General features: G+C 73.4%; 21 protein-coding genes and 2 riboswitches. Of the genes, 8 read left to right on the forward strand and 13 right to left on the reverse strand.

The window, feature by feature from the left end:
- Positions 1–37: 37 nt before the first annotated feature.
- The 9 genes from RM479_RS13435 to RM479_RS13475 all read right to left on the reverse strand — a co-directional run bounded on the left by RM479_RS13435 (position 38) and on the right by RM479_RS13475 (position 11,647).
- Positions 38–757 (reverse strand): cobalt-precorrin-6A reductase, encoded by a 720-nt coding sequence (locus RM479_RS13435; RefSeq protein WP_311512057.1) that lies wholly within the window; start codon positions 755–757, stop codon positions 38–40.
- Positions 754–2,283: a cobyric acid synthase gene (locus RM479_RS13440; RefSeq protein WP_311512058.1), complete on the reverse strand. Its 1,530-nt coding sequence runs from the start codon at positions 2,281–2,283 to the stop codon at positions 754–756. The genes RM479_RS13435 and RM479_RS13440 overlap by 4 nt, the downstream gene beginning before the upstream one ends.
- Positions 2,244–2,966: a precorrin-6A synthase (deacetylating) gene (cobF, locus tag RM479_RS13445; RefSeq protein ID WP_311512059.1), complete on the reverse strand. Its 723-nt coding sequence runs from the start codon at positions 2,964–2,966 to the stop codon at positions 2,244–2,246. The genes RM479_RS13440 and cobF overlap by 40 nt, the downstream gene beginning before the upstream one ends.
- Positions 2,963–6,553: a cobaltochelatase subunit CobN gene (gene cobN, locus RM479_RS13450; protein WP_311512060.1), complete on the reverse strand. Its 3,591-nt coding sequence runs from the start codon at positions 6,551–6,553 to the stop codon at positions 2,963–2,965. The genes cobF and cobN overlap by 4 nt, the downstream gene beginning before the upstream one ends.
- A 35-nt stretch (positions 6,554–6,588) precedes the next feature.
- Positions 6,589–6,699, reverse strand: a riboswitch (cobalamin riboswitch).
- Between the two features lie 87 nt (positions 6,700–6,786).
- Complete coding sequence (locus tag RM479_RS13455) at positions 6,787–7,611, reverse strand: ABC transporter ATP-binding protein (RefSeq protein ID WP_397222096.1); 825 nt, start codon at positions 7,609–7,611, stop codon at positions 6,787–6,789.
- A gap of 17 nt (positions 7,612–7,628) precedes the next feature.
- Complete coding sequence (locus RM479_RS13460) at positions 7,629–8,645, reverse strand: FecCD family ABC transporter permease (protein ID WP_311512061.1); 1,017 nt, start codon at positions 8,643–8,645, stop codon at positions 7,629–7,631.
- Positions 8,642–9,670 carry an ABC transporter substrate-binding protein gene (locus RM479_RS13465; protein WP_311512062.1) on the reverse strand — a complete coding sequence of 343 codons (1,029 nt, stop codon included), beginning with the start codon at positions 9,668–9,670 and terminating at the stop codon, positions 8,642–8,644. The genes RM479_RS13460 and RM479_RS13465 overlap by 4 nt, the downstream gene beginning before the upstream one ends.
- 58 nt (positions 9,671–9,728) lie before the next feature.
- Positions 9,729–9,941: riboswitch (cobalamin riboswitch) on the reverse strand.
- 426 nt (positions 9,942–10,367) lie between these two features.
- Positions 10,368–10,853, reverse strand: a complete 486-nt coding sequence (locus RM479_RS13470; RefSeq protein WP_274810607.1) for a ferritin-like domain-containing protein — start codon at positions 10,851–10,853, stop codon at positions 10,368–10,370.
- A 170-nt stretch (positions 10,854–11,023) separates the two neighbouring features.
- Positions 11,024–11,647, reverse strand: coding sequence for a TetR/AcrR family transcriptional regulator (locus tag RM479_RS13475; RefSeq protein ID WP_311512063.1), 624 nt, complete (start codon positions 11,645–11,647; stop codon positions 11,024–11,026).
- A gap of 69 nt (positions 11,648–11,716) precedes the next feature.
- Between RM479_RS13475 and RM479_RS13480 the strand changes: the two genes are divergently transcribed.
- Together RM479_RS13480 and RM479_RS13485 are read left to right on the forward strand one after the other, a co-directional pair.
- On the forward strand, positions 11,717–12,127 hold the full coding sequence (locus RM479_RS13480; RefSeq protein WP_274810605.1) for a RidA family protein: 411 nt from the start codon (positions 11,717–11,719) through the stop codon (positions 12,125–12,127).
- 190 nt (positions 12,128–12,317) lie between these two features.
- Positions 12,318–12,554, forward strand: coding sequence for a hypothetical protein (locus RM479_RS13485; protein WP_311512064.1), 237 nt, complete (start codon positions 12,318–12,320; stop codon positions 12,552–12,554).
- A 268-nt stretch (positions 12,555–12,822) separates the two neighbouring features.
- Here RM479_RS13485 and RM479_RS13490 read toward each other — a convergent pair whose 3' ends face one another.
- Positions 12,823–14,064, reverse strand: a complete 1,242-nt coding sequence (locus RM479_RS13490) for a PucR family transcriptional regulator (protein WP_311512065.1) — start codon at positions 14,062–14,064, stop codon at positions 12,823–12,825.
- A gap of 91 nt (positions 14,065–14,155) precedes the next feature.
- Between RM479_RS13490 and RM479_RS13495 the strand changes: the two genes are divergently transcribed.
- Together RM479_RS13495 and RM479_RS13500 are read left to right on the forward strand one after the other, a co-directional pair.
- Entirely contained in the window at positions 14,156–15,655 is a 1,500-nt protein-coding gene (locus RM479_RS13495; protein WP_311512066.1) for a flavin-containing monooxygenase, read from the forward strand.
- Positions 15,652–16,569, forward strand: coding sequence for an alpha/beta fold hydrolase (locus tag RM479_RS13500; protein WP_311512067.1), 918 nt, complete (start codon positions 15,652–15,654; stop codon positions 16,567–16,569). The genes RM479_RS13495 and RM479_RS13500 overlap by 4 nt, the downstream gene beginning before the upstream one ends.
- A gap of 85 nt (positions 16,570–16,654) precedes the next feature.
- On the opposite strand, the gene RM479_RS13505 is transcribed toward RM479_RS13500, so the two are convergent.
- Both RM479_RS13505 and RM479_RS13510 read right to left on the reverse strand, forming a co-directional pair.
- Complete coding sequence (locus RM479_RS13505) at positions 16,655–17,866, reverse strand: GTP-binding protein (protein ID WP_311512068.1); 1,212 nt, start codon at positions 17,864–17,866, stop codon at positions 16,655–16,657.
- A 4-nt stretch (positions 17,867–17,870) separates the two neighbouring features.
- Positions 17,871–18,605, reverse strand: a complete 735-nt coding sequence (locus RM479_RS13510) for a class I SAM-dependent methyltransferase (RefSeq protein ID WP_311512069.1) — start codon at positions 18,603–18,605, stop codon at positions 17,871–17,873.
- Between the two features lie 360 nt (positions 18,606–18,965).
- On the opposite strand from RM479_RS13510, the gene RM479_RS13515 reads away from it, so the two are divergent.
- From RM479_RS13515 to RM479_RS13525, 3 genes are read left to right on the forward strand one after another with little or no spacing between them, the layout of a single operon-like run.
- Complete coding sequence (locus RM479_RS13515; RefSeq protein ID WP_311512070.1) at positions 18,966–19,412, forward strand: Fur family transcriptional regulator; 447 nt, start codon at positions 18,966–18,968, stop codon at positions 19,410–19,412.
- On the forward strand, positions 19,399–20,178 hold the full coding sequence (locus tag RM479_RS13520; RefSeq protein WP_311512071.1) for a 2,3-dihydro-2,3-dihydroxybenzoate dehydrogenase: 780 nt from the start codon (positions 19,399–19,401) through the stop codon (positions 20,176–20,178). Before RM479_RS13515 ends, RM479_RS13520 begins: the two co-directional genes overlap by 14 nt.
- Positions 20,179–20,220: 42 nt before the next feature.
- Complete coding sequence (locus RM479_RS13525; protein WP_311512072.1) at positions 20,221–20,865, forward strand: isochorismatase family protein; 645 nt, start codon at positions 20,221–20,223, stop codon at positions 20,863–20,865.
- Between the two features lie 42 nt (positions 20,866–20,907).
- Here the strand turns inward: RM479_RS13525 and RM479_RS13530 are convergent, their stop codons facing one another.
- The gene (locus RM479_RS13530; protein WP_311512073.1) at positions 20,908–22,515 is read right to left on the reverse strand and encodes a (2,3-dihydroxybenzoyl)adenylate synthase; all 1,608 of its coding nucleotides are present in this window, start codon (positions 22,513–22,515) and stop codon (positions 20,908–20,910) included.
- A 135-nt stretch (positions 22,516–22,650) separates the two neighbouring features.
- Between RM479_RS13530 and RM479_RS13535 the strand changes: the two genes are divergently transcribed.
- On the forward strand, positions 22,651–23,610 hold a 960-nt coding region (locus RM479_RS13535; RefSeq protein WP_311512074.1), incomplete at its 3' end, for a condensation domain-containing protein.

Genomic DNA, 23,610 nt, shown 5'->3' on the forward strand with positions numbered 1-23,610 from the left:
CGCTGACGGCCACCGAACACGGACCGACGGCCTTCGCTCACCCCAGGCCGGTCACCCAGTCGAAGGCGTCCACCACCCCGTGCACGGTGGGCACCCCCTGCGGGCCCGGTGGGCGCCGCACCACCACGACCGGGACACCGAGCCTCCCCGCGGCCTCCATCTTCGGCCAGGTGTAGGTACCCCCGGAGTCCTTCGTGACGAGCACGTCCGCCCGGTGCCCTGCCATCAGCTCCAGCTCACCCTCCAGGTGATACGGGCCCCGGCTGGTCAGCAGCCGCCAGGCGCCGGGGAGTTCGAGTTCGGGCACGTCCACCACCCGGGCCAGCACCGCGCGCTCTCCCAGGGAGGGCACGAGGCGGGACAGCTCCTGGCGGCCGACCGTCACGAACGGTCGCCCGCCGAGCCCGGCCGCCGCCTCCGCCGCCTCCTCGTGCGTGTCGGCGTAGTGCCAGGCCGGGTCCGGCTCCCACCCCGGCCGCTCCAACCGCAGCAGCGGCAGGTCCGTGCAGGCGGTCGCCGCGTTGGCGGTCATGCCGAGCGCGAAGGGGTGGGTGGCGTCCACGACCGCGTCGTAGTCGGCCAGCGCCGCCCGCAGTCCGGCCACCCCGCCGAATCCGCCGATCCGCACCCCGCCCACCGGCAGGCGCGGCCTGGCCACCCGCCCGGCCAGCGACGTGGTCACGTCCACGCCCGCCTCGACCAGCAGGGCGGCCAGCTCACGGGCCTCGGACGTGCCGCCCAGCAGCAGGAGCCTCATCGGACGGGCTCCTGACCGAGCAGGGGGAGTCCGGCGGGAGACCCCTCCCGGGCCAGCCCGAGCAGCGCGTCGACGTCCAGGTGGCGTTCCACGAGGTCGGCGAGCAGGTCCATGCGCCGCTCGCGCGCGGCGGGGAAGTCCACCCCGGAGGGCCCGTATCCCAGCGTCCGGGCGAGGAAGGCGGCCCGGAAGGCGTCGCCCTCCAGAGTGCCGTGCCACATGGTGCCGAAGACCTCGCCCGCCCGCGCTCCGCCCAGGAACCCCTCCGCGTCCCCGCCCACCGTGATCCGGCCGTGGTGGATCTCGTAACCGCTCGCGGGCGCGCCCAGCGCCTCACCCTCGGGCAGGCGCAGGGTCTTGTCGGCGGTGAAGTCGGTGCGCACGTCGAGGAGCCCCAGACCCTCCGCCGACGAGCCCGGCGCGGCCTCGACCCCCTCGGGGTCGGTGACGACGCGCCCGAGCATCTGGAACCCGCCGCAGATCCCCAGCACCGGACGTCCCCGGCGGACGTGCCCGATGATCGCCTCGTCCAGGCCGCGCGAACGCAGCCAGGCCAGGTCGGCGAGGGTGGCACGGGTGCCGGGCAGCACCACGAGGTCGGCGTCGGCGATGTCGCGCGGGCCGGAGGCGAAGACCACGTCGAGCCCGGGTTCCAGGCCGAGCGCGTCCACGTCGGTGAAGTTGCTGATCCGGGGCAGGCGCACCACGGCCACCCGCGCCACCGCCCCGGGCGCCGCCCGCCCGTCGGCCCGCCGCCCCTCCAGGTCGAGGGCGTCCTCGGAGTCCAGCCACAGCCCGGGGTCCCAGGGCAGTGTCCCGAACACCCGGCGGCCGGTGATCCGTTCGAGGTCGTCCAGGCCCGGTTGGAGCAGGGAGTGGTCGCCCCGGAACTTGTTGACCACGAAACCGGCGATCAGCGCCTGGTCGGCGGGCTCCAGCAGCGCCACCGTCCCGTACATCGCGGCGAACACCCCGCCCCGGTCGATGTCGCCGACCACCACCACGGGCATCCCCGCGTGCCGGGCCAGGCCCATGTTCACGTAGTCGCCCGCGCGCAGGTTGATCTCGGCGGGACTGCCCGCGCCCTCGGCGACCACCACGTCGTAGCGCTCGGACAGGTCGTCGAAGGCGGCGTGCGCGGCCTCGGCGAGGTGGCGCCGGCCGGCCTCCCAGTCCGAGGACGACACCTCCCCTGCGGGGTGGCCCATCAGCACGGCGTGGCTGCGCCGGTCGCCGCCGGGCTTGAGCAGCACCGGGTTCATCGCGGGTTCGGGGACGGCGCGCGCGGCCAGTGCCTGCACCCACTGGGCCCGGCCGATCTCCGCCGGACGGCCGTCCGGGCCCGGGCACACCATGGAGTTGTTGGACATGTTCTGCGCCTTGTACGGGGCGACCCGCACGCCGCGGCGCGCGAAGGCCCGGCACAGGCCGGTGGTGACCACGCTCTTGCCGGCGTCGGAGGTGGTCCCGGCGACGAGGAGGCCGTTCACTCCGGTCTCCTGAGCAGCGCGGTGTCCATGACCCATCCGTCCTTCTCCCGGGCCCGTCCCCGGGCCGCCTCGATCTCGGGCAGTACCTCGCCCACCCGTCCCGCCACCAGCTCCTCGCCGTCGGTTCCCAGGTTGGCGCCCCACCACACGGACCAGTCCGCCAGGCCGCCGAACCCGTGCCGCCCGCCCAGCATGACGACGATGTCGCGGTGGCCCGCGGCCACCGCCTCCTCCAGGCGGCGGGCCGGGGTGACGTGGACCGGCCGGCCCACCCCGTGCAGCACGATCCGGTGCCGGGCGGCCAGCATCTGGGGGGCGCTGATCCCCGGCAGCACGTCGTACTCCACCGGGACGGCCCCCCGCGCGGCGACGGCCTCCACGATCCGCAGCGTCGAGTCGTACAGGGCCGGATCCCCCCAGACCAGGAACGCCGCCGTGCCCCCGCGCGCGCCCAGGACCCGCTCGTAGGCGGTCACCCGGGCCTCGTGCCAGGCGGCGACGGACGCCGCGTAGTCCGCGGCGTCCCGGTCCCGCTCGGGGTCGGGCACCTCCACCAGCGGCACGCCGTGCGCCGCGCAGACGGCCCGCCGCAGTTCCAGCAGCCCGTCGTCGTCGCCCTTGCGGGCGGCGACCGCGTAGTCGCACGCCCGCAGCGCCTCGACGACCTCGCCGGTGAGCTGGCGGGGTCCCATGCCGATCCCCAGGACGCGGACCCTCACTCGGCCCTCTCCTCCAGGTCGCCCTCGACCTCCAGGTACACCTCGGTCAGCGCCTGGAGGGTCGCGGGGTCCGGTTCCGCCCACAGGCCGCGCCTGGCCGCCTCGTGCAGTCGCTCCACGATGCCGTGCAGCGCCCACGGGTTGGAGCGGCGCATGAACTCCTGCGTGGTCTCGTCGAGCACGTACTCCGCCGCCAGCCGCTCGTACATCCAGTCGTGCACGACCCCGGCCGTCGCGTCGAACCCGAACAGGTAGTCGACGGTGGCGGCCAGCTCGAACGCCCCCTTGTAGCCGTGCCGCCGCATCGCCGAGATCCAGCGCGGGTTGACGACCCGGGCCCGGAACACCCGGGCGGTCTCCTCCGCCAACGGCCGGGTGCGCACCGCGTCGGGCGAGGTGGAGTCGCCCACGTACGCCTTGGGGTCGGACCCGGTGAGCGCGCGCACGGTGGCGATCATGCCGCCGTGGTACTGGAAGTAGTCGTCGGAGTCGGCGATGTCGTGCTCGGCGCTGTCGATGTTCTTCGCCGCGACCTTGATCCGCCGGTAGTTGGCCCGCATGTCGTCGGCGGCCGGGACGCCGTCGAGGCCGCGGCCGTACGCGAAGCCGCCCCACGCGGTGTAGACCTCCGCCAGGTCGCTGTCGTCGCGCCAGTTGCCCGACTCCACCACCTGGAGGATGCCCGCGCCGTAGGAGCCGGGAGCGGAACCGAAGATCCGGGTGGTGGCGCGCCTCATGTCCCCGTGCGACTCCAGGTCGGCCAGGGTGTGCGCGCGGACGAAGTTGCGGTCCCGCGGCTCGTCGAGACCGGCCACCAGGGCCACGGCGTCGTCGAGCATGGCGACCACGTGCGGGAAGGCGTCCCGGAAGAACCCGGAGATGCGCACCGTCACGTCGATCCGCGGGCGCCCCAGCTCCTCCAGCGGCACCACGTCCAGGCGGTGGACCCGTCGGGACGCCTCGTCCCACTCCGGGCGCACGCCGAGCAGGGCCAGCACCTCGGCCACGTCGTCCCCCGAGGTGCGCATCGCCGAGGTGCCCCACACCGACAGCCCCACCGACTCCGGGTAGGTCCCCGTCTCGTCCAAGTGGCGGCGCAGCAGCGAGTCGGCCATGGCCTGGCCGGTCTGCCAGGCGAGCCGGGACGGCACCGCCCGGGGGTCCACGGTGTAGAAGTTGCGACCGGTCGGCAGGACGTTGACCAGGCCCCGCAGCGGGGACCCGGACGGACCGGCCGGGACGAACCCGCCGGCCAGGGCGAGCAGGACGTGGTCCAGCTCGTCGGTGGTGCGGGCCAGGCGCGGGACGACCTGCTCGGCGGCGAACGCCAGCACGGAGCGCACCTCCGCGTCGTCGTGCAGGCCCGGTACCGCGGCCGGGTCCCAGCCCGCCGCCTCCATGCGCTCCACCAGACCGCGGGCGAGCGCCTCCACCGCGTCCACCTCGGCGGTCGGCGCGCCCTCCTTCAGGCCCAGCGCCGCGCGCAGCCCCGGCACGGCCCGGCCCACGCCTCCCCACACCTGGGCCGCACGCAGCACGGACAGGACCAGGTTCACCCGGGTCTCCGAGCCGGGGGCGTCTCCGAGCACGTGGAGCCCGTCGCGGATCTGGGTGTCCTTGATCTCGCACAGCCAGCCGTCGACGTGCAGCAGGAAGTCGTCGAACTCCTCGTCGTCGGGCCGCTCCGCCAGACCCAGGTCGCGGTGCATCTCCGCGGCCCGCATCAGCGACCAGATCTCGCCCCGGATGGCCGGCAGCTTCGCGGGGTCCATGGCGGCGATGTTGCCGTACTCGTCGAGCAGTTGCTCCAGACGGGCGATGTCGCCGTAGGTCTCCGCGCGGGCCATCGGCGGGATGAGGTGGTCCACGACCGTGGCGTGGGCCCGCCGCTTGGCCTGGGCTCCCTCACCGGGGTCGTTGACCAGGAACGGGTAGACGAGCGGCAGGTCGCCCAGCGCGGCGTCGGTGGCGCACGCCGCCGACAGGGCCGCGTTCTTGCCGGGGAGCCACTCCAGCGATCCGTGCTTGCCCAGGTGGACGACGGCGTGGGCGCCGAAGCCGCGTTCCAGCCACCGGTAGGCCGCCAGGTAGTGGTGGCTGGGCGGCAGCTCCGGGTCGTGGTAGATCGCGACGGGGTTCTCGCCGAAACCGCGCGGCGGCTGGACCACCACGACGACGTTGCCCGCGCACAGGGCGGCGAGCACGAGTTCGCCGTCGTCGTTGACGTAGAGGTCGCCCGGTGCGGCGCCCCAGGCCTCGGTCATCGCGTCCCGCAGTTCCCCGGGCAGGTCACGGGTCCAGGCGGCGTACTCCTCCGCGGTGATGCGCACGTGGGCGTCGGTGAGCTGCCCGGAGGTCAGCCACTCCTCGTCCTGGCCTCCCGCCGCGATCAGGGCGTGCATGAGCGCGTCGCCGGCCTCCGCCTCGTCGGGCAGGTCCAGGCCGGGCAGGGCGTCGGGCCCGCCCAGGTCGTACCCCTCCTCCCGCAGCCGCCGCAGCAGGCGCACCAGGGAGCGCGGGGTGTCGAGCCCGACCGCGTTGCCGATCCGGGAGTGCTTGGTGGGGTAGGCCGACAGCACCACCGCGACCCGCTTCTCGGCGGGCGGCACGTGCCGCAGCCGGGCGTGCGCGACCGCGATCCCGGCCAGGCGGACGCAGCGCTCCCGGTCGGCGACGTAGCGGGGGAGGCCGTCCCGGTCGATCTCCTTGAAGGAGAACGGCACGGTGATGACGCGCCCGTCGAACTCGGGGATGGCGATCTGGTTGGCCGAGTCCAGCGGCGTGACACCGTCGTCGGACCCTTCCCAGACGGTGCGCGGGCTCGTCAGGCACAGCCCCTGGAGGACCGGGATCCCCAGGGCGGCCATGCGCTCCACGTCCCAGGCCTCGTCGTCCCCGCCCGCGCTCGCCGCGGCGGGGGTGCTGCCGCCCGCCGCCAGGAGGGTCACCACCAGCGCGTCGAACGCGCCGAGCGCCTCGTACAGCTCGTCGGGCGCCGAGCGCAGCGACCCGGCGAACACGGGCACGCCCACCGCCCGGCCGGTGGCGTCCACGGCGTCGGCCAGGTCGTGGACGAACGCCGTGTTGCCCCCCGACTCGTGGGCCCGGTAGTACAGGATGCCGATCCGGGGCAGCCCCGGGTCCGCGCTCCGCTCCCGCTCGGCGATGCCCCACGCCGGGAGTTCCAGGGGCGGTTCGAACCCCTCCCCGGTCACCAGGACGGTGTCCGACAGGAAGGCGTGCAGGCGGGCCAGGTTGGCGGGACCGCCCTGGGCGAGGTAGCGGTGCGCGTCGGTGGCCACGCCGATCGGAACGGTGGAGTGCTCCATCAGCTCCGCGCTGGGCTGCTGCTCGCCGCTGAGGACGACCAGTGGCGTTCCCCGCTCGCGGACGGCGGCCAGCCCCGGCCACAGGTCGTGCGAGGAGCCCAGCAGCCGCACCACGACCAGGTCGGCGCCCTCCACGGCCGCGGTGAGCTCGTCGTCGGAGGCCCGGGACGGGTTCGTCCACGTGTAGGGGGCACCGCTGCCCCGTGCGGAGAGCAGGTCGGTGTCGGATGTGGACAACAGTGCGATCCGTACCGTCATGGCCGGATTCCTCCCCAAGGGTTCTCGCCCTAGCGATGGTCGGAACGCTCGGAGCCGGTGTCTGGCTGCACCCCGACGGGGTGTCACAGTGGCGGAACCGCCCCGGAATCGCACCGGGTTCCCGTACTTCGAGCGAAGGGTTCAGGTCGTCTCACCGCGCCGCGGAAGCCGTCCGGGTCCACACCCTAGCGGTGGGACGTGCGCGTCATCCGGGGCGCGGTGCGGTACGGGGGTCAGGGGACTCCCGGAGGGTGCGGCCGGGAGCCGCGCAGGAAGCGGATCACGGGATGCCCGGGCCCCTCGGTGACCTCGGCGCGCACTCCGTAGACCTCCCCGATGAGGGAGGGGGTGAGCACCTCGCCCGGCGTGCCCTCGGCGACCACCCGGCCGTCGCGGAGCACGAGCAGCCGGTCGCAGTACATCGCGGCCAGATTGAGGTCGTGCACGGCGATCACCGTGGTCACCGCGAGGCCGGCCACCAGTTCCATCAGGTCGATCTGGTACCGGATGTCGAGGTGGTTGGTCGGTTCGTCGAGCAGCAGCTCGCCGGGTTCCTGGGCCAGCGCGCGGGCGATCTGCGCGCGCTGGCGCTCGCCGCCCGACAGGGTGTGCCAGGACCGGTCGGCCATGGCCGTGAGACCGGTGGCCTCCAGCGCCGCCGCCACGGCTTGCGCGTCGGCGGCGGAGGCGGGGGTCCAGGCGCGACGGTGGGGGATGCGTCCCAGCGCCACCACCTCGCGGATCGTCAGCTCGGTCCGGGTCTCCGCGTGCTGTTCCACGGCCGCCAACCGCCGTGCCACGGCCTTGCGGGGGATGCGGGGGAGCGGGCGCCCGTCCAGGACGACGACCCCGGACGAGGGCGCCAGGACCCCGGACAGCAGCCGCAGCAGGGTGGACTTGCCCGAGCCGTTCGGGCCCAGCAGCCCGAGCGTCTCCCCGGCACGGGGGGCCAGCGTCACACCGTCCACGATCAGGCGACCGCCCGCCGGACGGCACACCCGGTCGGCGCGCAGGCCGCGCTCCCCTTCGACCGGGGCCGGCGTGGGGCGCTCGGTCACGGCGGACTCGGTGTCGTTCACGGCTTGCTCCTGGATCGGTACAGCACGGCGACGAACGCGGGCACGCCGATGAGCGAGGTCACCACGCCCACCGGGATCTCCTGGGGGTCGAGCAGCGTCCGCGCCGCCGTGTCCACCCACACCAGGAAGACGGCGCCCATCAGCGCGGTCACCGGCAGCAGCCGGGCATGGCCGGAACCGGTGAGCAGACGGGTGATGTGCGGCAGGACCAGCCCCACGAAGCCGATCGCCCCCGCGGCGCTGACCAGCGCGGCGGTCAGCAGGGCCGTGGCGGTCAGCAGGATCAGGCGCGCCCGTGCCACCCGCACGCCCAGGTGGGCCGCGGCCTCCTCCCCGAACGCGAAGGCGTCCAGGGTGCCCGTGTTGGCCGCGCACACCGCCAGCACGACGGCCAGCACCAGGGAGCACAGGGCCACGTCGGTCCACCCTGCGCCGGAGAGCGAGCCCAGCAGCCAGAACAGCACACCGCGCGTGGTCTCGGCGTCCGCCGAGGTCAGCACGACGAACGAGGTCAGGGCGGAGAAGAGCTGCATGGCCGCGACGCCGGACAGGACCACCCGGTCCATGGTCGCGCCCAGGGTGTGGGACAGCAGCACCACCATCCCGAAGGACAGCAGCGCGCCGACGAAGGCCCCCGCCGACAGAGACACCACCCCGGCGCCCCAGCCCAGGACGATCACGACGACCGCCCCGGTGGAGGCGCCCGAGGACACACCCAGCACGAAGGGGTCCGCCAGGGGGTTGCGCAGCAGTGACTGCATGACCGCGCCGCACAGGGCCAGCCCGGCCCCGCACACCGCCGCCAGCAGGGCCCGGGGCATGCGGAGGTTCCACACGATGCCCTCGCGCAGCGTCGACAGGGGGCTCTCGCCGTACCCGAGCCGGGCGAGCACCGAGAGCCGGACCTCGGACGTGGTGATGTCGGCGGGGCCGATGGTCACCGCGACCGCGATCGATGCGAGCAGGGCGGCCAGGCCTCCGCAGGTGAGCAGCGCGAGGCGCGCGCCCCTCACCGCGCGAACCCGAGTTCCCGAAGTCCGGCGGCGACCTTCTCCACACCCTCGACCGTGCGGATCGACGGGTTCATGGCCTGGCCGCTCAGCAGGATGTAGCGTTCCTCGCGCACCGCGGTGAGGTCGCGGGTGGCGGCCCCGTCCTCCAGGAAACCGATCTTGGCGGCGGCGGTCTCGGCGGTCTGCGACTCCCGGGTCAGGTCGCCCAGCACGATGACGTCCGGGTCGCGGTCGGCGACGGTCTCCCAGTTGATCTGCGGCCACTCGTCGTGGGTGTCGTCGAAGGCGTTCCGCGCCCCGACCTCGCGGGTGATGGCGCCGGGGGCCCCGCAGCACCCGGCCAGGTAGGGGGCCTCGGAGTTGGCGAACCAGTACATGAGGGAGACCTCGGAGGCGTCCAGGTCCTCGGTGGCGGCCTCCACCCGGCCCCGGAGTTCGGCGACGAGCTCCTCACCGCGTTCCTCCACACCGAAGACCAGCGCCAGATCCCTGATCTCCCCGTAGACGACGTCCAGGGTCAGCGGTTCGCTGCGCGAACCGTCGCCGCCGCTGTCGTTGTCCTTGCCCGCGGAGCAGTCGGACGGCGACACGTACGTGCCCACGCCGAGTTCCCCGAACTGCTCCCGGGTGGCGACGCCGCCGGTGCCGAGGGTGGACACGAAGGAGGCGGTGACGAAGTCGGGCTCGGCCTCCAGGACCCGCTCGAAGGACGGGTTGTTCTCCGCCAGGCGCGGGATGCCCTCGTTGGCCTCCTCCAGACCCTCCATGATCGGGTCGGTCCACGTGGCGGTGCCGACGATCCGGTCCTCCAGGCCCAGGGAGAGCAGGATCTCGGTGGTGCCCTGGTTGAGGGAGACGACCCTCTGCGGGGGTTCGCCGACGACGACCTCGTATCCGCAGTTGTCGATGATCGAGGCGGAGCCGGATCCGTCGGTGTCGCCGTCGTCCGCGGTCGGCGAGCAGGCGGTGAGCACCAGGGCGGGGGCGAGCAGGAGGGGGCCCGCGAGGGGCATGGGGCGGTACATGGGGGCGCCTTGCATGTCGGGGCTCGAACGCGGAGCCTGGCATGGGTCACCCGTGCGGGGTCGGCGCACGGGGCCAGCAGGTCTTCGGACTCGGGTTCATCCGGACGGGACGCCTTCCCGGGCCGGTGCGCGCCGCCGTTCCCGGCCGACACGGTCCCGCCCCAGTGGCGTGATGCCCCGCCCGTCCCCCTCACCGCTGCGCGTCAGCTCCGGATTCGCACCGGATTCCCTGACCACCTGGGTGGTTACGACTGGCCCGGGAAGAATAGCAAGGTCCTCCGGGGGTGGTCGGGGGCGGCCCGGCCATCGCCGGGGGCGCGCGCCACCGGCACGCGTCCCCGGCGGGGCGGGAGGGTGGAGAGCGGACGTACGGTCGCCCGGCCCGTCCTCGGTGGCTCCGACGTCCACCAGGCCCGCGTGAACCGGTAGAGGGCAGGCACCGAGGCGAGGGCCCGTGCGGCCCGTGCGGCGACCCACCGCCTCGGTGTCACCGAGGTGGTGGGTCGGAACTCCTGTATCGACCCCGGCGTCCTCCGATCCCGGCGGGATCCGGTGGTGGGGACCGGAAGCGGGGAGCCGGCGCTCGGGGCGCCGCGGAGGAGGCCGGGCCGCGCACGCCGCGCGGTCACGGTCACGGTCACGGGGTGGGTCGTCGGCACGCCCCCGGGCGCCGCACGCACGACCCCGTGCGCCGGTCCTACGTGTCGGCGTCCACGAGGGCCTCACGGACGGCGTGGGGGAGCTTCTCCTCCAGGAAGCGCGCCATGTCCTCCTCCTCCTGGAGGATGACGGACAGCCTGGTCGCGATCCCCTCCTCGCCGAGCTGTCGGGCGGCGGCGATGAGCGCCTTGTAGCACGCGATCTCGAAGTGCTCGGCCGCGTAGTCGGCCAGGGCGTTCTTGACCAGGGTGTCCTTGGCGGGCTTGTTGACCATGCCCTGCACGGCCCCCATCATCTCCGCAAACACGGTCTTCGTGGAGGAGACCTTGCCGCCGAGGGACTCCACACAGGACTCGACCGTTTCGGCCTGACGGCGCGTCTCCTCGATGTGGAGCCGGATCCGCGCGTGCACGTCGGGCTCCCCCTCGGCGTCCTTGAGGTGCCGTTCGAGGGTCTTCTCCAGCGACCGCTCCATGGCGTACGCGTCGTTGAGCCAGTCGATCAGTCGCTCGCGGCTCGTCATGTTCTTTTTCTCCCCGTATCGGTTCCCGTTCATCGGTCGAGAGCCACGACTACCCGCGGTCGCGAGGGGTAAACGACGGCTCCGGAGGGGGTGGTCCACCGCCTCACGCCGCCCCTGATCACCGCGGTCCCTGCGCCGGGCCGGGCCGCACGCCTCCCCGGCGGCGGGGGTCACACCCCGACCCTGTCCGATACCCGCCAGCCGGCCTCGACCGAGGCGCGGCACCGGTCCGGGTCGTCGCCCGCGCCGATGTAGAGCGCGGTCAGCATGGGGGGACCGTTGTCGAGCGTGCGGATCGACAACGGGCCGCCGGTGACCAGGGAGACCAGGCCGTGGGCGATGATCCAGCTCTGCACGGCCAGTCGGCGCGGTCGGGTGTCGCGATGGAAGCGGCCGGCCTCTCCTGCCCGTCGGGCCGTGTCGACCAGACGGTCCAGGGTGGAGTCGGCGGCTTCGAGGTCTTCGAGGTCGACGCTCGCGTCGAACATGACCTGGTACAGGTCGGGGTGGTCCAAGGCGTTGTCGAGGTAGGCGGCGACGAGGGCGGTCAGGTCCCTGACCGGGTCCTCGGACCCGGCCATGGAGTCGTACCGGGCGGCCAGGCGGGTGAAGCCCTCCTGGCGCAGGGCCTTCCAGAGGCCGTCCATGCCGCCGAAGTGGGTGTAGACGGCCATCGTCGACATGCCGGTGCCGGCCACCAGCGAGCGCAGGGTGATCGGCTCGCGCGTGCGGAGCATGTGCGCGGCCCGTTCGATGAGCAGTGTGCGGATCGCCGGATCCTTCGTCCTCGCCATGCCGCTACGATACATTGCATAGCAATGTTATGTTTTCGGATCCGTGAGATCCCGAGAAGAGGAGTGGACATGCCCATCACCCTGGTGAACCCGGAAGGTCTGCCGAAGGTCGACCTCTACCGACAGGTGTCGGTCGCCGAAGGATCGAGGCTCGTCTTCGTCGCCGGGCAGGTCGCCCTCGACGCGGACGGCGGCAAGGTCGGCGAGGGCGACGTCGTGGCCCAGGCCGAGCAGTGCTACCTCAACGTCGCCACGGCCCTGGCCGAGGTCGGCGCCTCCTTCGACGACGTGGCGAAGCTGACCGTCTACGTGGTCGACTGGACCCCCGAGAAGATGCCCCTGTTCATGGAGGGTGTCGCCCGGGCCTCGCGGAGGCTCGGGATCGCCGCCCCGGTCCCGCCGCTCACCGGAATCGGCGTCGCGGCGCTGGCCGACCCCGACTTCCTGCTGGAGGTGGAGGCCACCGCCGTCATCGGCTGAGCCGGGGCGCCCTGGCCCGGCGTTCGGCCGGGCGAGGTCCCTCCTCGTGCCTGGTTCTCGCCTGCTCTTCCGTGCCCCTGGGGACGAGGGCGCCCCCGGGGTCGCTGGACGTTGACGTGGCGGCCGGAAGGTCCCCGTTCTCCGGGCGCGTTCGGCCGGTCCGTTCGTCGTGTCCCCGATGGAGGTGCAGGTGATCGATGCGTCCGGCCTGCACGACGGTTCCGGAGACGTCGCCGTGCACGGTGTTGTGGCGGCGCCCGCAGCGCAGACCGGGCCATCGGCGTTCGGCGTGGTGGTGCAGGAGGCGGAGCAGGAGCCGGGCGACTCCGACCGCGAGGACGCAGGCGAACAGTCCCACCGCGATGCTCAGGAGGTACCCGAGGAGGAGAAGGGGGTCGGGCGGTTCCCGGGCAGGCTCAGGCGGTGACGGGGGCGGGAGTGAAAAGCCACGCTCCGGGCACCGAGGGAAACCGTATCGATCCTGATGCCGTCACCTTACCGCGCTCGACGCGCTCGGGGAAGGCCGCCGGGCGGGTGCCGCTCGCCCGAAGCGGGACCCGCGCCGGGCCGGGAGGCGGGGGAGGCCCTCGTCGGTGGTGGGGTCTCCCGGGCGGTCCTCGATGGAGGCGTTATGGGCGAAATCTTGTGAATCTACCTCGTAAAGGCGGATGTTCTGTTCTCTGTACCCGCTGGTATCAAGAAACGGAGTGCCAGCGTAGGAGTTCGAGGGCGACGGCGACGTCGACCGGGTTCTCGTCCAGGGGCCGGGGCAGGAGTTCGTCGACGCGGTTCAGGCGGCGTACCACCGTGTTGCGGTGGGTGTAGGAGCGTTCGGCCGTGAGCGTGGTGTTGCCCAGGGACCGTATGTAGGTCAGGGCCGTCTCGCGCAGGGCGGCGTCGGCGGTCATGAGTTCGCCCAGGGTGTCGTGCAGGAACTCCTCCACCCCGGGCGCGGCGTCGGCGAACAGGGCGGCGAGCTGGACGTCCTCGTAACGGGCGAACCGTCGGGACGGCGCGCCCGCGAGCATGCGCTGGGTCGCTGCCGCGTCGAAGTGGCTGCGACGGAAGCCGTCCACGCCCTTGCCCGGGCGGCCCACGGCCACGCGGACCCGCGGGTGGGCGGTGAGTTCGGCGGCCAGCCGTTCCCGGGGCGGTGCGGTGGCGATCGGCAGCCAGACCCACAGGACGGTGGCCCCGGCGATGACCGTGAGCCGGTGGTCGGCGCCGCCGGCGCGGGCGACGGCCTCGGCGGCGGCCTCCAGGTGGTCGGGCGTGGTCCCCGGGTCGCCCCGGACGATGGCGGCGGTGTGCGGCCCGGACAGGGGGTGGCGCAGCCGGCTCTCGGCGCGGTCGCGGCCGATGGGGGCGCCCTCCAGCAGGAGGGTGACGGCGGCCCGGCGTTCGGCGTGGGTGCCGCGGGTGAGCTCCTCGCGTTCGGCGCGCATGCGTTCGGACAGGGCGGAGATGGTGTCGTCGATGAACGCGTTGATGGACAGGGCGGAGACGTCGAGGAGGGCGCGCAGTTCGTCGGGGTCGGAGGTCAGGCCGAAGCAGACGTTCATCCAGTGGCGCCAGGCGACGTTCTGCCCGGCGCGGAAGGCGTCCAGGGCACCCTCGTCGAGACCGCGTCGGACCAGGTCGCGCCCGGCCTCCAGGGGTTCGGGGCCGGTGTTGGCGGGCACCCGTTCGCCGGGGCGGGCGATGTTGGCCGCGGCCCAGTGCCGCAGGTTGGCCACGTTGGCGCGGCGGATCCCCTCGGCCAGGGCCGGGTCCTCGGCGGCCGGTCGCATGCGTGCGCCGCCGAGGGAGGCGGCGTGGAGTTCGTCGATCCACGCGGCCGGGGGATCCAGGGCGAGTTCCGCCCCGCGTCGCAGCAGGTGGAGTGTCCGGGGGGAGGGGCGGGGCCAGGGAGGGTCGCCCGCAGCGTTGTGCACCACATCGACCAGGATCGTGGTGCACGGTGCTCTGGCACAAGAGGGAGCGCATCACACAAGGTGGTATCGGCGCGGGAATCGGAGGAAGCGGTACATGAGCGGTGAGCGGACACCTGTGGAGCACCTGGACGTGCTCGTCATCGGGGCGGGGATCTCCGGGATCGGGGCCGGACACTACCTGAAGGAGCATCACCCGGAGAAGGGGTTCGCGATCCTGGAGGCCCGTGCGGCCTCGGGCGGCACCTGGGACCTGTTCCGTTACCCGGGCATCCGGTCGGATTCGGACCTGCACACCTTCGGGTACGAGTTCAAGCCGTGGCGGGACCGGCAGGCGATCGCCGACGCGGACCGCATCCTGGCCTATCTGCGCGAGGCGATCGCCGAGGACGACCTGGAGCCGCACATCCGCCACCACCACCGGATGGTGGGGGCGTCGTGGTCGAGCGAGGAGGCGCGCTGGCTGGTCGACGTGGAGCGCGTCGACACCGGTGAGCGGGTGCTGCTGAGCGCCGGGTGGCTGTTCTCGGCGGCCGGGTACTACCGCTACGACGAGGGGTACACCCCGCGTTTCGAGGGGCGGGAACGCTTCGGCGGCACGATCGTGCACCCCCAGCACTGGCCGGAGGACCTGGAGTACGCCGGGAAGCGGGTGGTGGTGATCGGCAGTGGGGCGACGGCCGTCACGTTGGTGCCGGCGATGGCCGGGACCGCGTGGCACGTCACGATGGTGCAGCGCACCCCCACCTACGTCATGCCCGTGCCCCGGGGCGACGCCCTGGCCGACCTGTTGCGCAGGGTGTTCGGCGAGGAGCGGGGCTACCGGCTCGCGCGGCGCAAGAACATCTGGAAGGGCACCGCGGTCTGGCGTTTCTGCCGACGCTTCCCCAAGGCGTCCCGGAGGCTCATCCGCCGGGTCGTCGCGTCGCGGCTGCCCGAGGGTTATCCGGTCGACGAGCACTTCGACCCGCCCTACGATCCGTGGGACCAGCGGTTGTGCGCGGCCCCCGACGGTGACTTCTTCGGGGCCATCCGGTCGGGGAGGGCGTCGGTGGTGACCGATCGGATCTCCGCCTTCACGGAGCGGGGCCTGATGCTGGAATCCGGGCGGGAGATCGAGGCCGACGTCATCGTCACCGCCACCGGGCTGAACCTCCAGGCCTTCGGCGGGGTGGAGCTGACGGTCGACGGGGAGCCGGTGCGGCTCGCCGACACCGTCGCCTACAAGGGGATGATGTTGTCCGGGGTGCCCAACCTGGCGTTCGCCATCGGGTACACCAACGCCTCGTGGACGTTGAAGATCGGCCTGTTGTGCGAGCACTTCTGTCGGCTGCTGACGCACATGGACGCCCACGGGTACGATACGTGCCGTCCCGAGCCGGCCGACCCGGACATGGCGACGCGGCCGTTGTTGGACTTCGCCGCCGGGTACGTGCGCCGCGCGGTGGACGGGCTGCCGAGACAGGGGGATCGCATGCCGTGGCTGACCTCGATGAGCTACCACTCCGACGTGACGCTGTTGCGGGTGGACGACGTGGCCGACCCCGAGTTGCGCTTCTCCCGTTCGGCGGTGTCCGTGAGGGCGGTGACGACGTGACCGGTGCCGGGCCGGACCTGTTCGCGGACCTGCCGGGCGGCCCGCGGATCTGCCACCGTGTGGAGGGGCCCGAGGACGGGGCGCCGGTGCTGCTCGTCGCCGGGCTGGGCCTGGACCTGACGTCGTGGCCCCGGCGGATGGTCGAGGGGCTCCTCGAACGCGGGTCGCGGGTGATCGTGTTCGACAACCGGGACGCGGGCCGTTCCACCCGGATCGCGACGCCCCCGCCGAGCCCGCTGCACTCCCTGCTCGGGCGCGCCCGCCCGGACTCCTACGACCTGGGCGACATGGCCGCCGACACGGTGGGCCTGCTCGACCACCTGGGCATCGCGCGGGCGCACCTGGTGGGGATGTCGATGGGCGGCATGATCGGTCAGACCGTCGCGGCCCGTCACCCCGACCGGGTCGCCACGCTCACCTCGATCTTCTCCACCACGGGGGGACGGGGGGTGGGGCGGGTGGCGTGGTCGACGCTGGCGCGCATGGGCAAGCGGCCCGCGCGCACGGCACAGGAGTCGGTGGAGCGGCATCTGGCGATGTTGGCCCACATCGGTTCGGCGGTCTTCCCGCCGGATCGGGACGAGGAGGTCGCCTGGGCCGCCCGGGCGTGGGAGCGGGCCGGAGGGGTGCGGTCGCGCGGTGGTGTGCCCCGGCAGATCGGGGCGATCCACGCGTCGGGGGATCGGACGGGCGAGCTGGCCCGGATCACCGCGCCCACGCTCGTGATCCACGGGGACACCGACCGGATGGTCCATCCCAGCGGCGGTCGGGCCACGGCGCTGGCGGTGCCGGGGGCCCGGCACGTGGAGGTCGAGGGCATGGCGCACCATCTCGCTCCGGGGGTGGTGCCCCGGCTGGTGGGGCTCATCGCCGACCATCTCGTGCGCGGTGCCCGGGGCGCGGGCCGGTACTGAGGCCCGCCCGGGGCCACGGTGCACCGTGGCCCCGGGGTGGTGGACCGGTCGGGCGGAGCGGACGGCGGGGCCGGTGCCGCGACGGTCAGGCGTGCTGGTGGTGGGCGTGCAGGCCGTGGACGTCCCAGGCGGGGAAGGGGTCGGGGAGTCCCTGCCACGGCGAGGCGAGTTCGTCATCGGTGAGCAGGCAGACGCGCAGGGCCTCCTCCAGTTCCGCGCGCCGGAGGGCGGTGCCGATGAACACCAGTTCCTGGTGGGGTTCCACCGGTTCGGTGTCCACCAGGTCCTCGGGCTCGTATCCGAGGGTGGGCCCGTCGGCGGGGTCCCACACGCCGGCCGGTTCGAAGCGGGCCACGGGGCCCGCCTGCGACCACAGGCCGGTGGTCCGGCTGCGGGTGGCCAGCCAGAAGAAGCCCTTGGCACGCAGGACGGTGCCGTACCGTCCGTCCTCGAAGCCGGAGGAGACCAGGTCCCACAGGCGGCCGGGGTGGAAGGGGCGGTCGGCCCGGAAGACCAGGCTGGAGATCCCGTACTCCTCGGTCTCGGGGACGTGGTCGCCGTTGAGTTCGGCCACCCACCCCGGGGCGCGGGAGGCGCGTTCGAGGTCGAACAGGTCCGCCCCGATCAGCTCGGCGGGGTCCACGCGCCCGTGCGCGACGCGCAGGACGCGGGCCAGGGGGTTGAGGCGCCGCACGGCGGCCTCCACCCGGTCGGCCTCCTCGTCGCCGACCAGGTCGGTCTTGCCGATCAGGAGCAGGTCGGCGAACTCGACCTGGTCGACGAGCAGGTCGCTGATGGTGCGCTCGTCGTCCTCGTAGGCGTCCAGTCCGCGTTCGACGAGGTCGTCGCCCTTGTCGAGTTCGGTGAGGAAGTTCGCCGCGTCGACCACCGACACCATGGTGTCCAGGCGGGCCCCTTCCAGGAGGGGGGTCCCGTCCGGGCCGGGGACGGCGAAGGTGGCCGCGACGGGCATGGGCTCGGAGATGCCGCTGGACTCGATGAGCAGGTGGTCGAACCGGCCCTGCTCGGCGAGGCGGGAGACCTCTTCGAGCAGGTCGTCGCGCAGGGTGCAGCAGATGCAGCCGTTGGTCATCTCCACCAGGCGCTCGTCGGTCCGGGTCAGGTGCCCCGCGTCGCGGACCAGCGAGGCGTCGATGTTGATCTCGCTCATGTCGTTGACGATGACGGCGACGCGCAGGCCGTCGAGGTTGTTCAGGAGGTGGTTGAGCAGGGTGGTCTTCCCGGCGCCGAGGAAACCGGACAGCACGGTGACCGGTAGTTCGGTGAGTGCGCTCATGGGCTCAGGACTCCCGGAGGATCTTGTAGAGGCCGGCCTCGGCGGGGCCGTGGGGGACGACGGTCAGGCGGTGGGGCGCGGTCTCGGCGCGCAGGGAGTCCTCCGAGACGGTCCACCAGTCGTAGTGGACGTCGTCGGTGGAGACGACCCGGTCGCCCTCCCGGGTCTCGTAGGTCATGTGCCAGGAGAGGCGTTCGTCACCGGCGGGTTCGGCCGCGGCCCAGCCGAGGTAGGTGCGGTCGCCGACGTGGATCTCGCTCATGGCCGCGCGTTCGACGTGCGCGGGTTCGGTGGGCGGGGGCAGGTTGACCAGGACGAACGCGCCCGGTGCCAGGCGGGGGGCCAGGTCCTCCCAGAGGCGGTCGCGTTCGTGGGGACTGAAGTGGCCGATGAGGTTGGACATGATCATGCCGCCGATGCGCTCGGGCAGGCGGGCGGCGAGCAGGTCGTCGCCGTGGACGGTCACCCGGGGTCGCAGGTCCGGGTCGTCGGCGACGCGGGAGAGCAGGACCGCGCTCAGGACGGGGGAGGGTTCGACGGCCAGGATCGGGGTGTCGGGCAGGGTGCGTGCGATGAGCCGGGTGCCGTGGCCGCCTCCGGCCCCGGCGTCGACGACGGGGCCCGCCGGTAGTTCGCGCAGGGCCTCGGCGACGGTCGCGCCGTGGTGCTCCCACCAGCCGGCGATCATGATGTCGAGGTACCGGCCGGAGCGCTGGTAGGGATCGTGGTACTCGGTCACGGGGCGCGCCTCCTGGGGTTTCGGGGCCCGGGATCTGATAAGAATGATAATCGTTTTCGTACGGTAGCACTCCCGGCGGCCCCCGGGTCCGGTGTCGCCCCCGGTGGCCTTCCGGGGTATCGTTCCCTTGCGAAAATGAAAACGATTATCAATAATCTCCAGTGATCCCGGCGCCACCCGCCCCGCCGCACCGGACACGTCCGACCCGACCCCGACCGCCGGGCCGCTTCCCGAGGAGTCACAGGTGGAGAGACCGACCGGATGCCCGCCTCCCGGCAGGCTGCCGTGATGGTGGCCGCCTCCGTCCCCGGCCGTGCCCCGGCGCCCCCGGGATCCGCGTCCGTGACGAGAGGCCGACACATGCGTGGAACCTCCAAGTACGACCGCGAGGTACTGAGCGCCCTGGAGTGCGACGAACGGTTCCGCAGCTGCCAGGAGATCCACTCCCGCCTGGCCGAGGCCCGGGGCGGCGGGAGCCGCCCGCCGAGCCTGTCGACCGTGTACCGGACCCTGCACCGGCTGGCCCGCCAGGGCGAGATCGACACCATCCACGCGGAGGACGGCGAGCGGCTCTACCGCCGCTGCGAGACCTCCCCCCACCACCACCTGCTCTGCCGGATCTGCGGTCGGGTGGAGGAGGTGCCGCACGCCTGGGAACTGCGCCCCGTGCTCGACCGGGTCGGATACCAGAGCGGTTTCTCCGAACTGGGCTGCTCCCTGCAACTGTCGGGGGTGTGCCCCGACTGCGGTCGGTCCGTGCCGACCGGCGAGGCCCCGGAGGAACGGGGTGCCGATGCCGTCCTCTGAGGAGGAGACCGTCCTGGTGACCGGGGCCGCCGGCGGCATCGGATCCGCCGTCGTCCGGCGACTGGCCGAGGAGGGGTACCGGGTCGCGGCGGCGGACCTGGACGGCACGGCCGCTACGGACCTGGCCCGGGGGCTCTCGGCGCGGGGGCACCGGGTCGAGGCCCACCGGGTCGACGTCGCGGACGAGGACGACGTCGAGGCGCTGGTCCGTGCCGTGGAGGAGGGCCCCGGGGAACTGCGGTCCGTCGTCAACGTCGCCGGGGTGCTGCGCTGGGGTCCGGCCACCGCATCCTCGTCCCGGGACTGGCGGCGGGTCTTCGACGTCAACGCCCTGGGGGTCTTCCACGTCTGCCGGGCCGCCGCCCGGCGGATGATCCCCCGGGGCGGCGGCTCCATCGTGACCGTCGGCTCGGACGCGGGCACGGTGCCCCGTGCCGGGATGTCCGCCTACGCGGCCTCCAAGGCTGCCGCCGCGCACTTCACCCGCTGCCTGGGCCTGGAACTGGCCCCCCACCGCATCCGCTGCAACATCGTCTCCCCCGGGGCGACCGACACCGAGATGAGCCGGGCCCGGTGGGGCGGCTCCGACCGGCTCCACCCCGCCATCGCCGGGGTGCCCGAGGAGTTCCGGGCGGGGATCCCCCTGGGACGCCTGGCGCGCCCGGAGGACGTCGCCGACGCCGTCGCCTTCCTGTGCTCCCCCCGCGCCGCCCACATCACCCTGCACGACCTGCGCGTGGACGGGGGAGCCGGACTCGGCTCCTGAACCGTCGCGGCGTTTGAACACGAGAGGACGTCGACGAGCCCCATGTCCCTGCCCCTGATCCCCGCCTACCCCATGCCCACCGAGTCCGACCTGCCGGAGAACCGCATGGAGTGGGCGGTCGACCCCGACCGCTGCGTCCTGTTGGTCCACGACATGCAGCGCTACTTCGTGAACGCCCTCCCCCCGGAACGGGAGCCGACGACGGACCTGCTGGTCAACATCGCCCTGCTCCGCGAGACCTGCGTCCAGGCGGGCGTCCCCCGCGTTTTCACCGCCCAGCCCGGCGCGCAGGAGCCCCGCGACCGGGGACTGCTGCGGGACCTGTGGGGCGAGGGCCTGCGGGACGATCCCGAGCACACCGACATCGTGGCCCCCTTCGACCCCCGGGCGGGGGATCTGCGGGTCACCAAGTGGCGCTACAGCGCGTTCGCCCGGACCGACCTGGAGGCGCGGATCCGGGCCCTGGGTCGTGACCAGCTGATCGTCTGCGGTGTCTACGCCCACATCGGTGTGCTGATGACCGCCTGCGACGCCTTCATGCGGGACGTGGAGACGTTCGTTGTGGCCGACGCGGTCGCCGACTTCTCCGCGGCCGACCACACGATGGCCCTGTCCTACGCGGCGCGTCGGTGCGCGAGCGTGGTGACCACGAAGCGGGTGCTGGCGGCCCTCCCGGACCGGGAGTGAGGCCCCGCGGGGCGGGCGGCCCGTGCCGCCCGCCCCGCCGGATCAGCGGCCCGCCTCCTCGCGCAGACGCCTCTTGTCGACCTTGCCCACCCCGGTGAGGGGCAGGGCCGGGGCCGTGCGCACCTCGTCGGGGACCTTGAAGGGGGCGACGCCGCGCCGGAGCATCGCCGCCCGGATCTCCTCCCGGGAGGGGGCGGGCCCCTCGGCGACCAGGAACGCGACCGACCGCTCGCCCAGGTGGGGGTCGGGCATTCCGACCACCGCGGACGCCCGCACCCCGGGCAGCGCCAGCAGGTGCTCCTCGACCTCGACCGCGGCGATCTTCTCCCCGGCCCGGTTGACCTGGTCCTTGACCCGTCCCACGACCACCAGGTCCCCGTCCGGGGTGCGGGTGACGAGGTCGCCGGTGCGGTAGAAGCCGTCCGGGGTGAAGCGCAGGGAGTCCGGTTCCCGGGCCCGGTAGTAGCCCCGCAGGGTGTACGGGCCGCGGGTGAGCAGCTCCCCGGGAACGCCGGGCGGGACCGGGGTGTCGTCCTCGTCCACGATGAGGATCTCGTCGGCGGGGGAGAGCGGCCTGCCCTGGGTGGTGCACACGACCTCCTCGGGCGCGTCCAGGGGCGTGTAGTTGTTGAGCCCCTCGGCCATGCCGAACACCTGCTGGAGGGTGCAGCCCAGCTCCGGGCCGATCCGGCGGGCGGTGACCTCGTCCAGGCGGGAACCACCGACCTGGAGCACCCGCAGGGAGGACGGTCGCTCGGGGGTCCGTCGGGCCTCGTCCAGCCAGGAGGGCACCAGCGCGGGCACCAATGAGGTCAGGGTCACCCCCTCCTGCTCGATGAGGGCGAAGGCCGTGGTGGGGCTGGGGTCGGGGGACAGGACGACCGTGCCTCCGGCGCCCAGGACCCCCATGATCCCCGGCGAGACCATGGTGAAGTTGTGCGCCACCGGCAGGACGGCCAGGTAGACGGTGTCGGAGTCCACCGCGCACGCCTGGGCGGAGGCCCGCGCGTTGTAGCCGTAATCGGCGTGGGTGCGCGGGATCAGCTTGGGGGTGCCCGTCGTCCCTCCCGACAACAGCAGCAGGGCGAGGTCCTCGGGCCGGGCGGCCTCCGGTCGGGGTGCGGCGTCCTGGGAGAGCAGCGAGTCCAGGGAGCGCGCGGGGGCGTCCCCGGGGTCGCCGGCCACCAGGACGTGGCGGACGTGGGGGAGGCGTTCGGCGATCCGGAGCGCCTCGGCCCGCGGGTCGGTGCGGCCGTGCCGGTCGGCCACGACGAGGGCGCACGCCTCGGCGGTGGCGGCCAGGGACTCCACTTCTGCCGGGCCCAGGGCGGGCAGGGCCAGCACGGGGACGGCGCCGATGCGCAGCAGGGCGAACAGGGTGAGGACGTACTCCTCCCGGTTGGGCAGGCGCACCAGGACGCGTTCGCCGGCGCGGACGGGCAGCGCGGCCAGCCCGTGGGCGAGCCGGTCCACCCGGGAGTCCAGTTCGGCGTAGGTGAGACGGGTCGAGCGGGAGACGAGGGCGAGCCGGTCGCCCCGCCGGGCGGCCTGCTCGCGCAGGAGGCCGGACAGGGGCCGATCCTCCCGGAATCCCCGTTCGCGGTAGGAGCGGATCGCCTCCGCGGGGTGGCGGGGCCAGTCCTGTGTCATGTGATCTCCGTTGTCGTAGGGGTTTCGGGGTCGACTCCGCGGAGCCGATGGTGCTATACATGGACATATCGAAAATGAAAACGGTTTTCATTATTGTCGATCGCGTCGCAATCGACCATGGAGGGGTGGGGTGTCGTGGCACACCGTGTCGTGGAGGCCGGGGCCGCAGGGGTCGGGTCCGCGAGCGTCCGAGAGCGCGCCGCGGCGGTCCTCGCAACGGAGGACTTCTCCGACACCGACGATCTCTTCGAGTGCGGACTGGACTCCCTGGGCCTCATCCGGCTCGTCGGACGCTGGCGGGAGGAGGGGCACGACGTCACCTTCGAGGACCTGGCCCTGAACCCGACCGTGACCGCATGGACGGCCCTGCTGGAGCGCACGGCGCCGACCGCGCCGGTCTCGGCCGCCCCGGCCCGGGAGCCCTCCCGGCCGGTGGAGGGCGAGCCCTTCCCCATGGCGACCATGCAGCACGCCTACCTCGTCGGACGCGGGGACGAGCAGCCCCTGGGCGGTGTGGCCGCGCACTTCTACACCGAGTTCGACGGTCGGGACGTGGACCGGGACGCGCTCGCGTGGGCCGTGGAGGTCGTCGTGGACCGCCACCCCATGCTCCGGGCCCGGTTCGACGGCGACGGCCACCAGCGCGTCGCCCCCGCGGGAGAGGGGGCCCGCCTGAAGGTCCACGACCTGCGCTCGGCCGACCCGGAGGAGGTCGAACGCGCCCTGGACCGGCTCCGTGAGGAGAACACCCACCGGCGCATGGACGTCGCCGCCGGGGAGGTCCTGGAGGTGGCCCTGTCCCTGCTGCCGGGCGGGCGCACCCGCCTGCACGTCGACCTGGACATGATCGTGGCCGACGCCCTCAGCCTGCGGGTGCTGCTCGACGACCTGTGCGCCGCCTACGAGGGGCGGGACCTGCCGCCGCTGGACTACGACTTCGCCGCGTACCTGGCCGACCGCGGGGCGCGCGACACCGGCGAGCGCGACCGGGCCCGCGCCTGGTGGCACGAGCGCCTGCGCGACCTGCCCCCGCCCCCCGAGCCCCCCACCGTCATCGACCCCGCCCGCCCGACCCCGGCGGGCTCCCCCCTGGCC

Origin of the sequence: Nocardiopsis lambiniae, assembly GCF_031845465.1 — a bacterium.
Classification (GTDB): domain Bacteria; phylum Actinomycetota; class Actinomycetes; order Streptosporangiales; family Streptosporangiaceae; genus Nocardiopsis; species Nocardiopsis lambiniae.

What these genes read in the sequence shown, in the direction of transcription:
- RM479_RS13505 (WP_311512068.1), bottom strand. Translation starts at nt 17,866, where the DNA reads ATGAGCGCACTCACCGAACTACCGGTCACCGTGCTGTCCGGTTTCCTC.
- RM479_RS13495 (WP_311512066.1), top strand. Translation starts at nt 14,156, where the DNA reads ATGAGCGGTGAGCGGACACCTGTGGAGCACCTGGACGTGCTCGTCATC.
- RM479_RS13435 (WP_311512057.1), bottom strand. Translation starts at nt 757, where the DNA reads ATGAGGCTCCTGCTGCTGGGCGGCACGTCCGAGGCCCGTGAGCTGGCC.
- RM479_RS13475 (WP_311512063.1), bottom strand. Translation starts at nt 11,647, where the DNA reads ATGGCGAGGACGAAGGATCCGGCGATCCGCACACTGCTCATCGAACGG.
- RM479_RS13520 (WP_311512071.1), top strand. Translation starts at nt 19,399, where the DNA reads ATGCCGTCCTCTGAGGAGGAGACCGTCCTGGTGACCGGGGCCGCCGGC.
- RM479_RS13530 (WP_311512073.1), bottom strand. Translation starts at nt 22,515, where the DNA reads ATGACACAGGACTGGCCCCGCCACCCCGCGGAGGCGATCCGCTCCTAC.
- RM479_RS13465 (WP_311512062.1), bottom strand. Translation starts at nt 9,670, where the DNA reads ATGTACCGCCCCATGCCCCTCGCGGGCCCCCTCCTGCTCGCCCCCGCC.
- RM479_RS13470 (WP_274810607.1), bottom strand. Translation starts at nt 10,853, where the DNA reads ATGACGAGCCGCGAGCGACTGATCGACTGGCTCAACGACGCGTACGCC.
- cobN (WP_311512060.1), bottom strand. Translation starts at nt 6,553, where the DNA reads ATGACGGTACGGATCGCACTGTTGTCCACATCCGACACCGACCTGCTC.
- RM479_RS13440 (WP_311512058.1), bottom strand. Translation starts at nt 2,283, where the DNA reads ATGGGTCATGGACACCGCGCTGCTCAGGAGACCGGAGTGAACGGCCTC.
- RM479_RS13480 (WP_274810605.1), top strand. Translation starts at nt 11,717, where the DNA reads ATGCCCATCACCCTGGTGAACCCGGAAGGTCTGCCGAAGGTCGACCTC.
- RM479_RS13515 (WP_311512070.1), top strand. Translation starts at nt 18,966, where the DNA reads ATGCGTGGAACCTCCAAGTACGACCGCGAGGTACTGAGCGCCCTGGAG.
- RM479_RS13525 (WP_311512072.1), top strand. Translation starts at nt 20,221, where the DNA reads ATGTCCCTGCCCCTGATCCCCGCCTACCCCATGCCCACCGAGTCCGAC.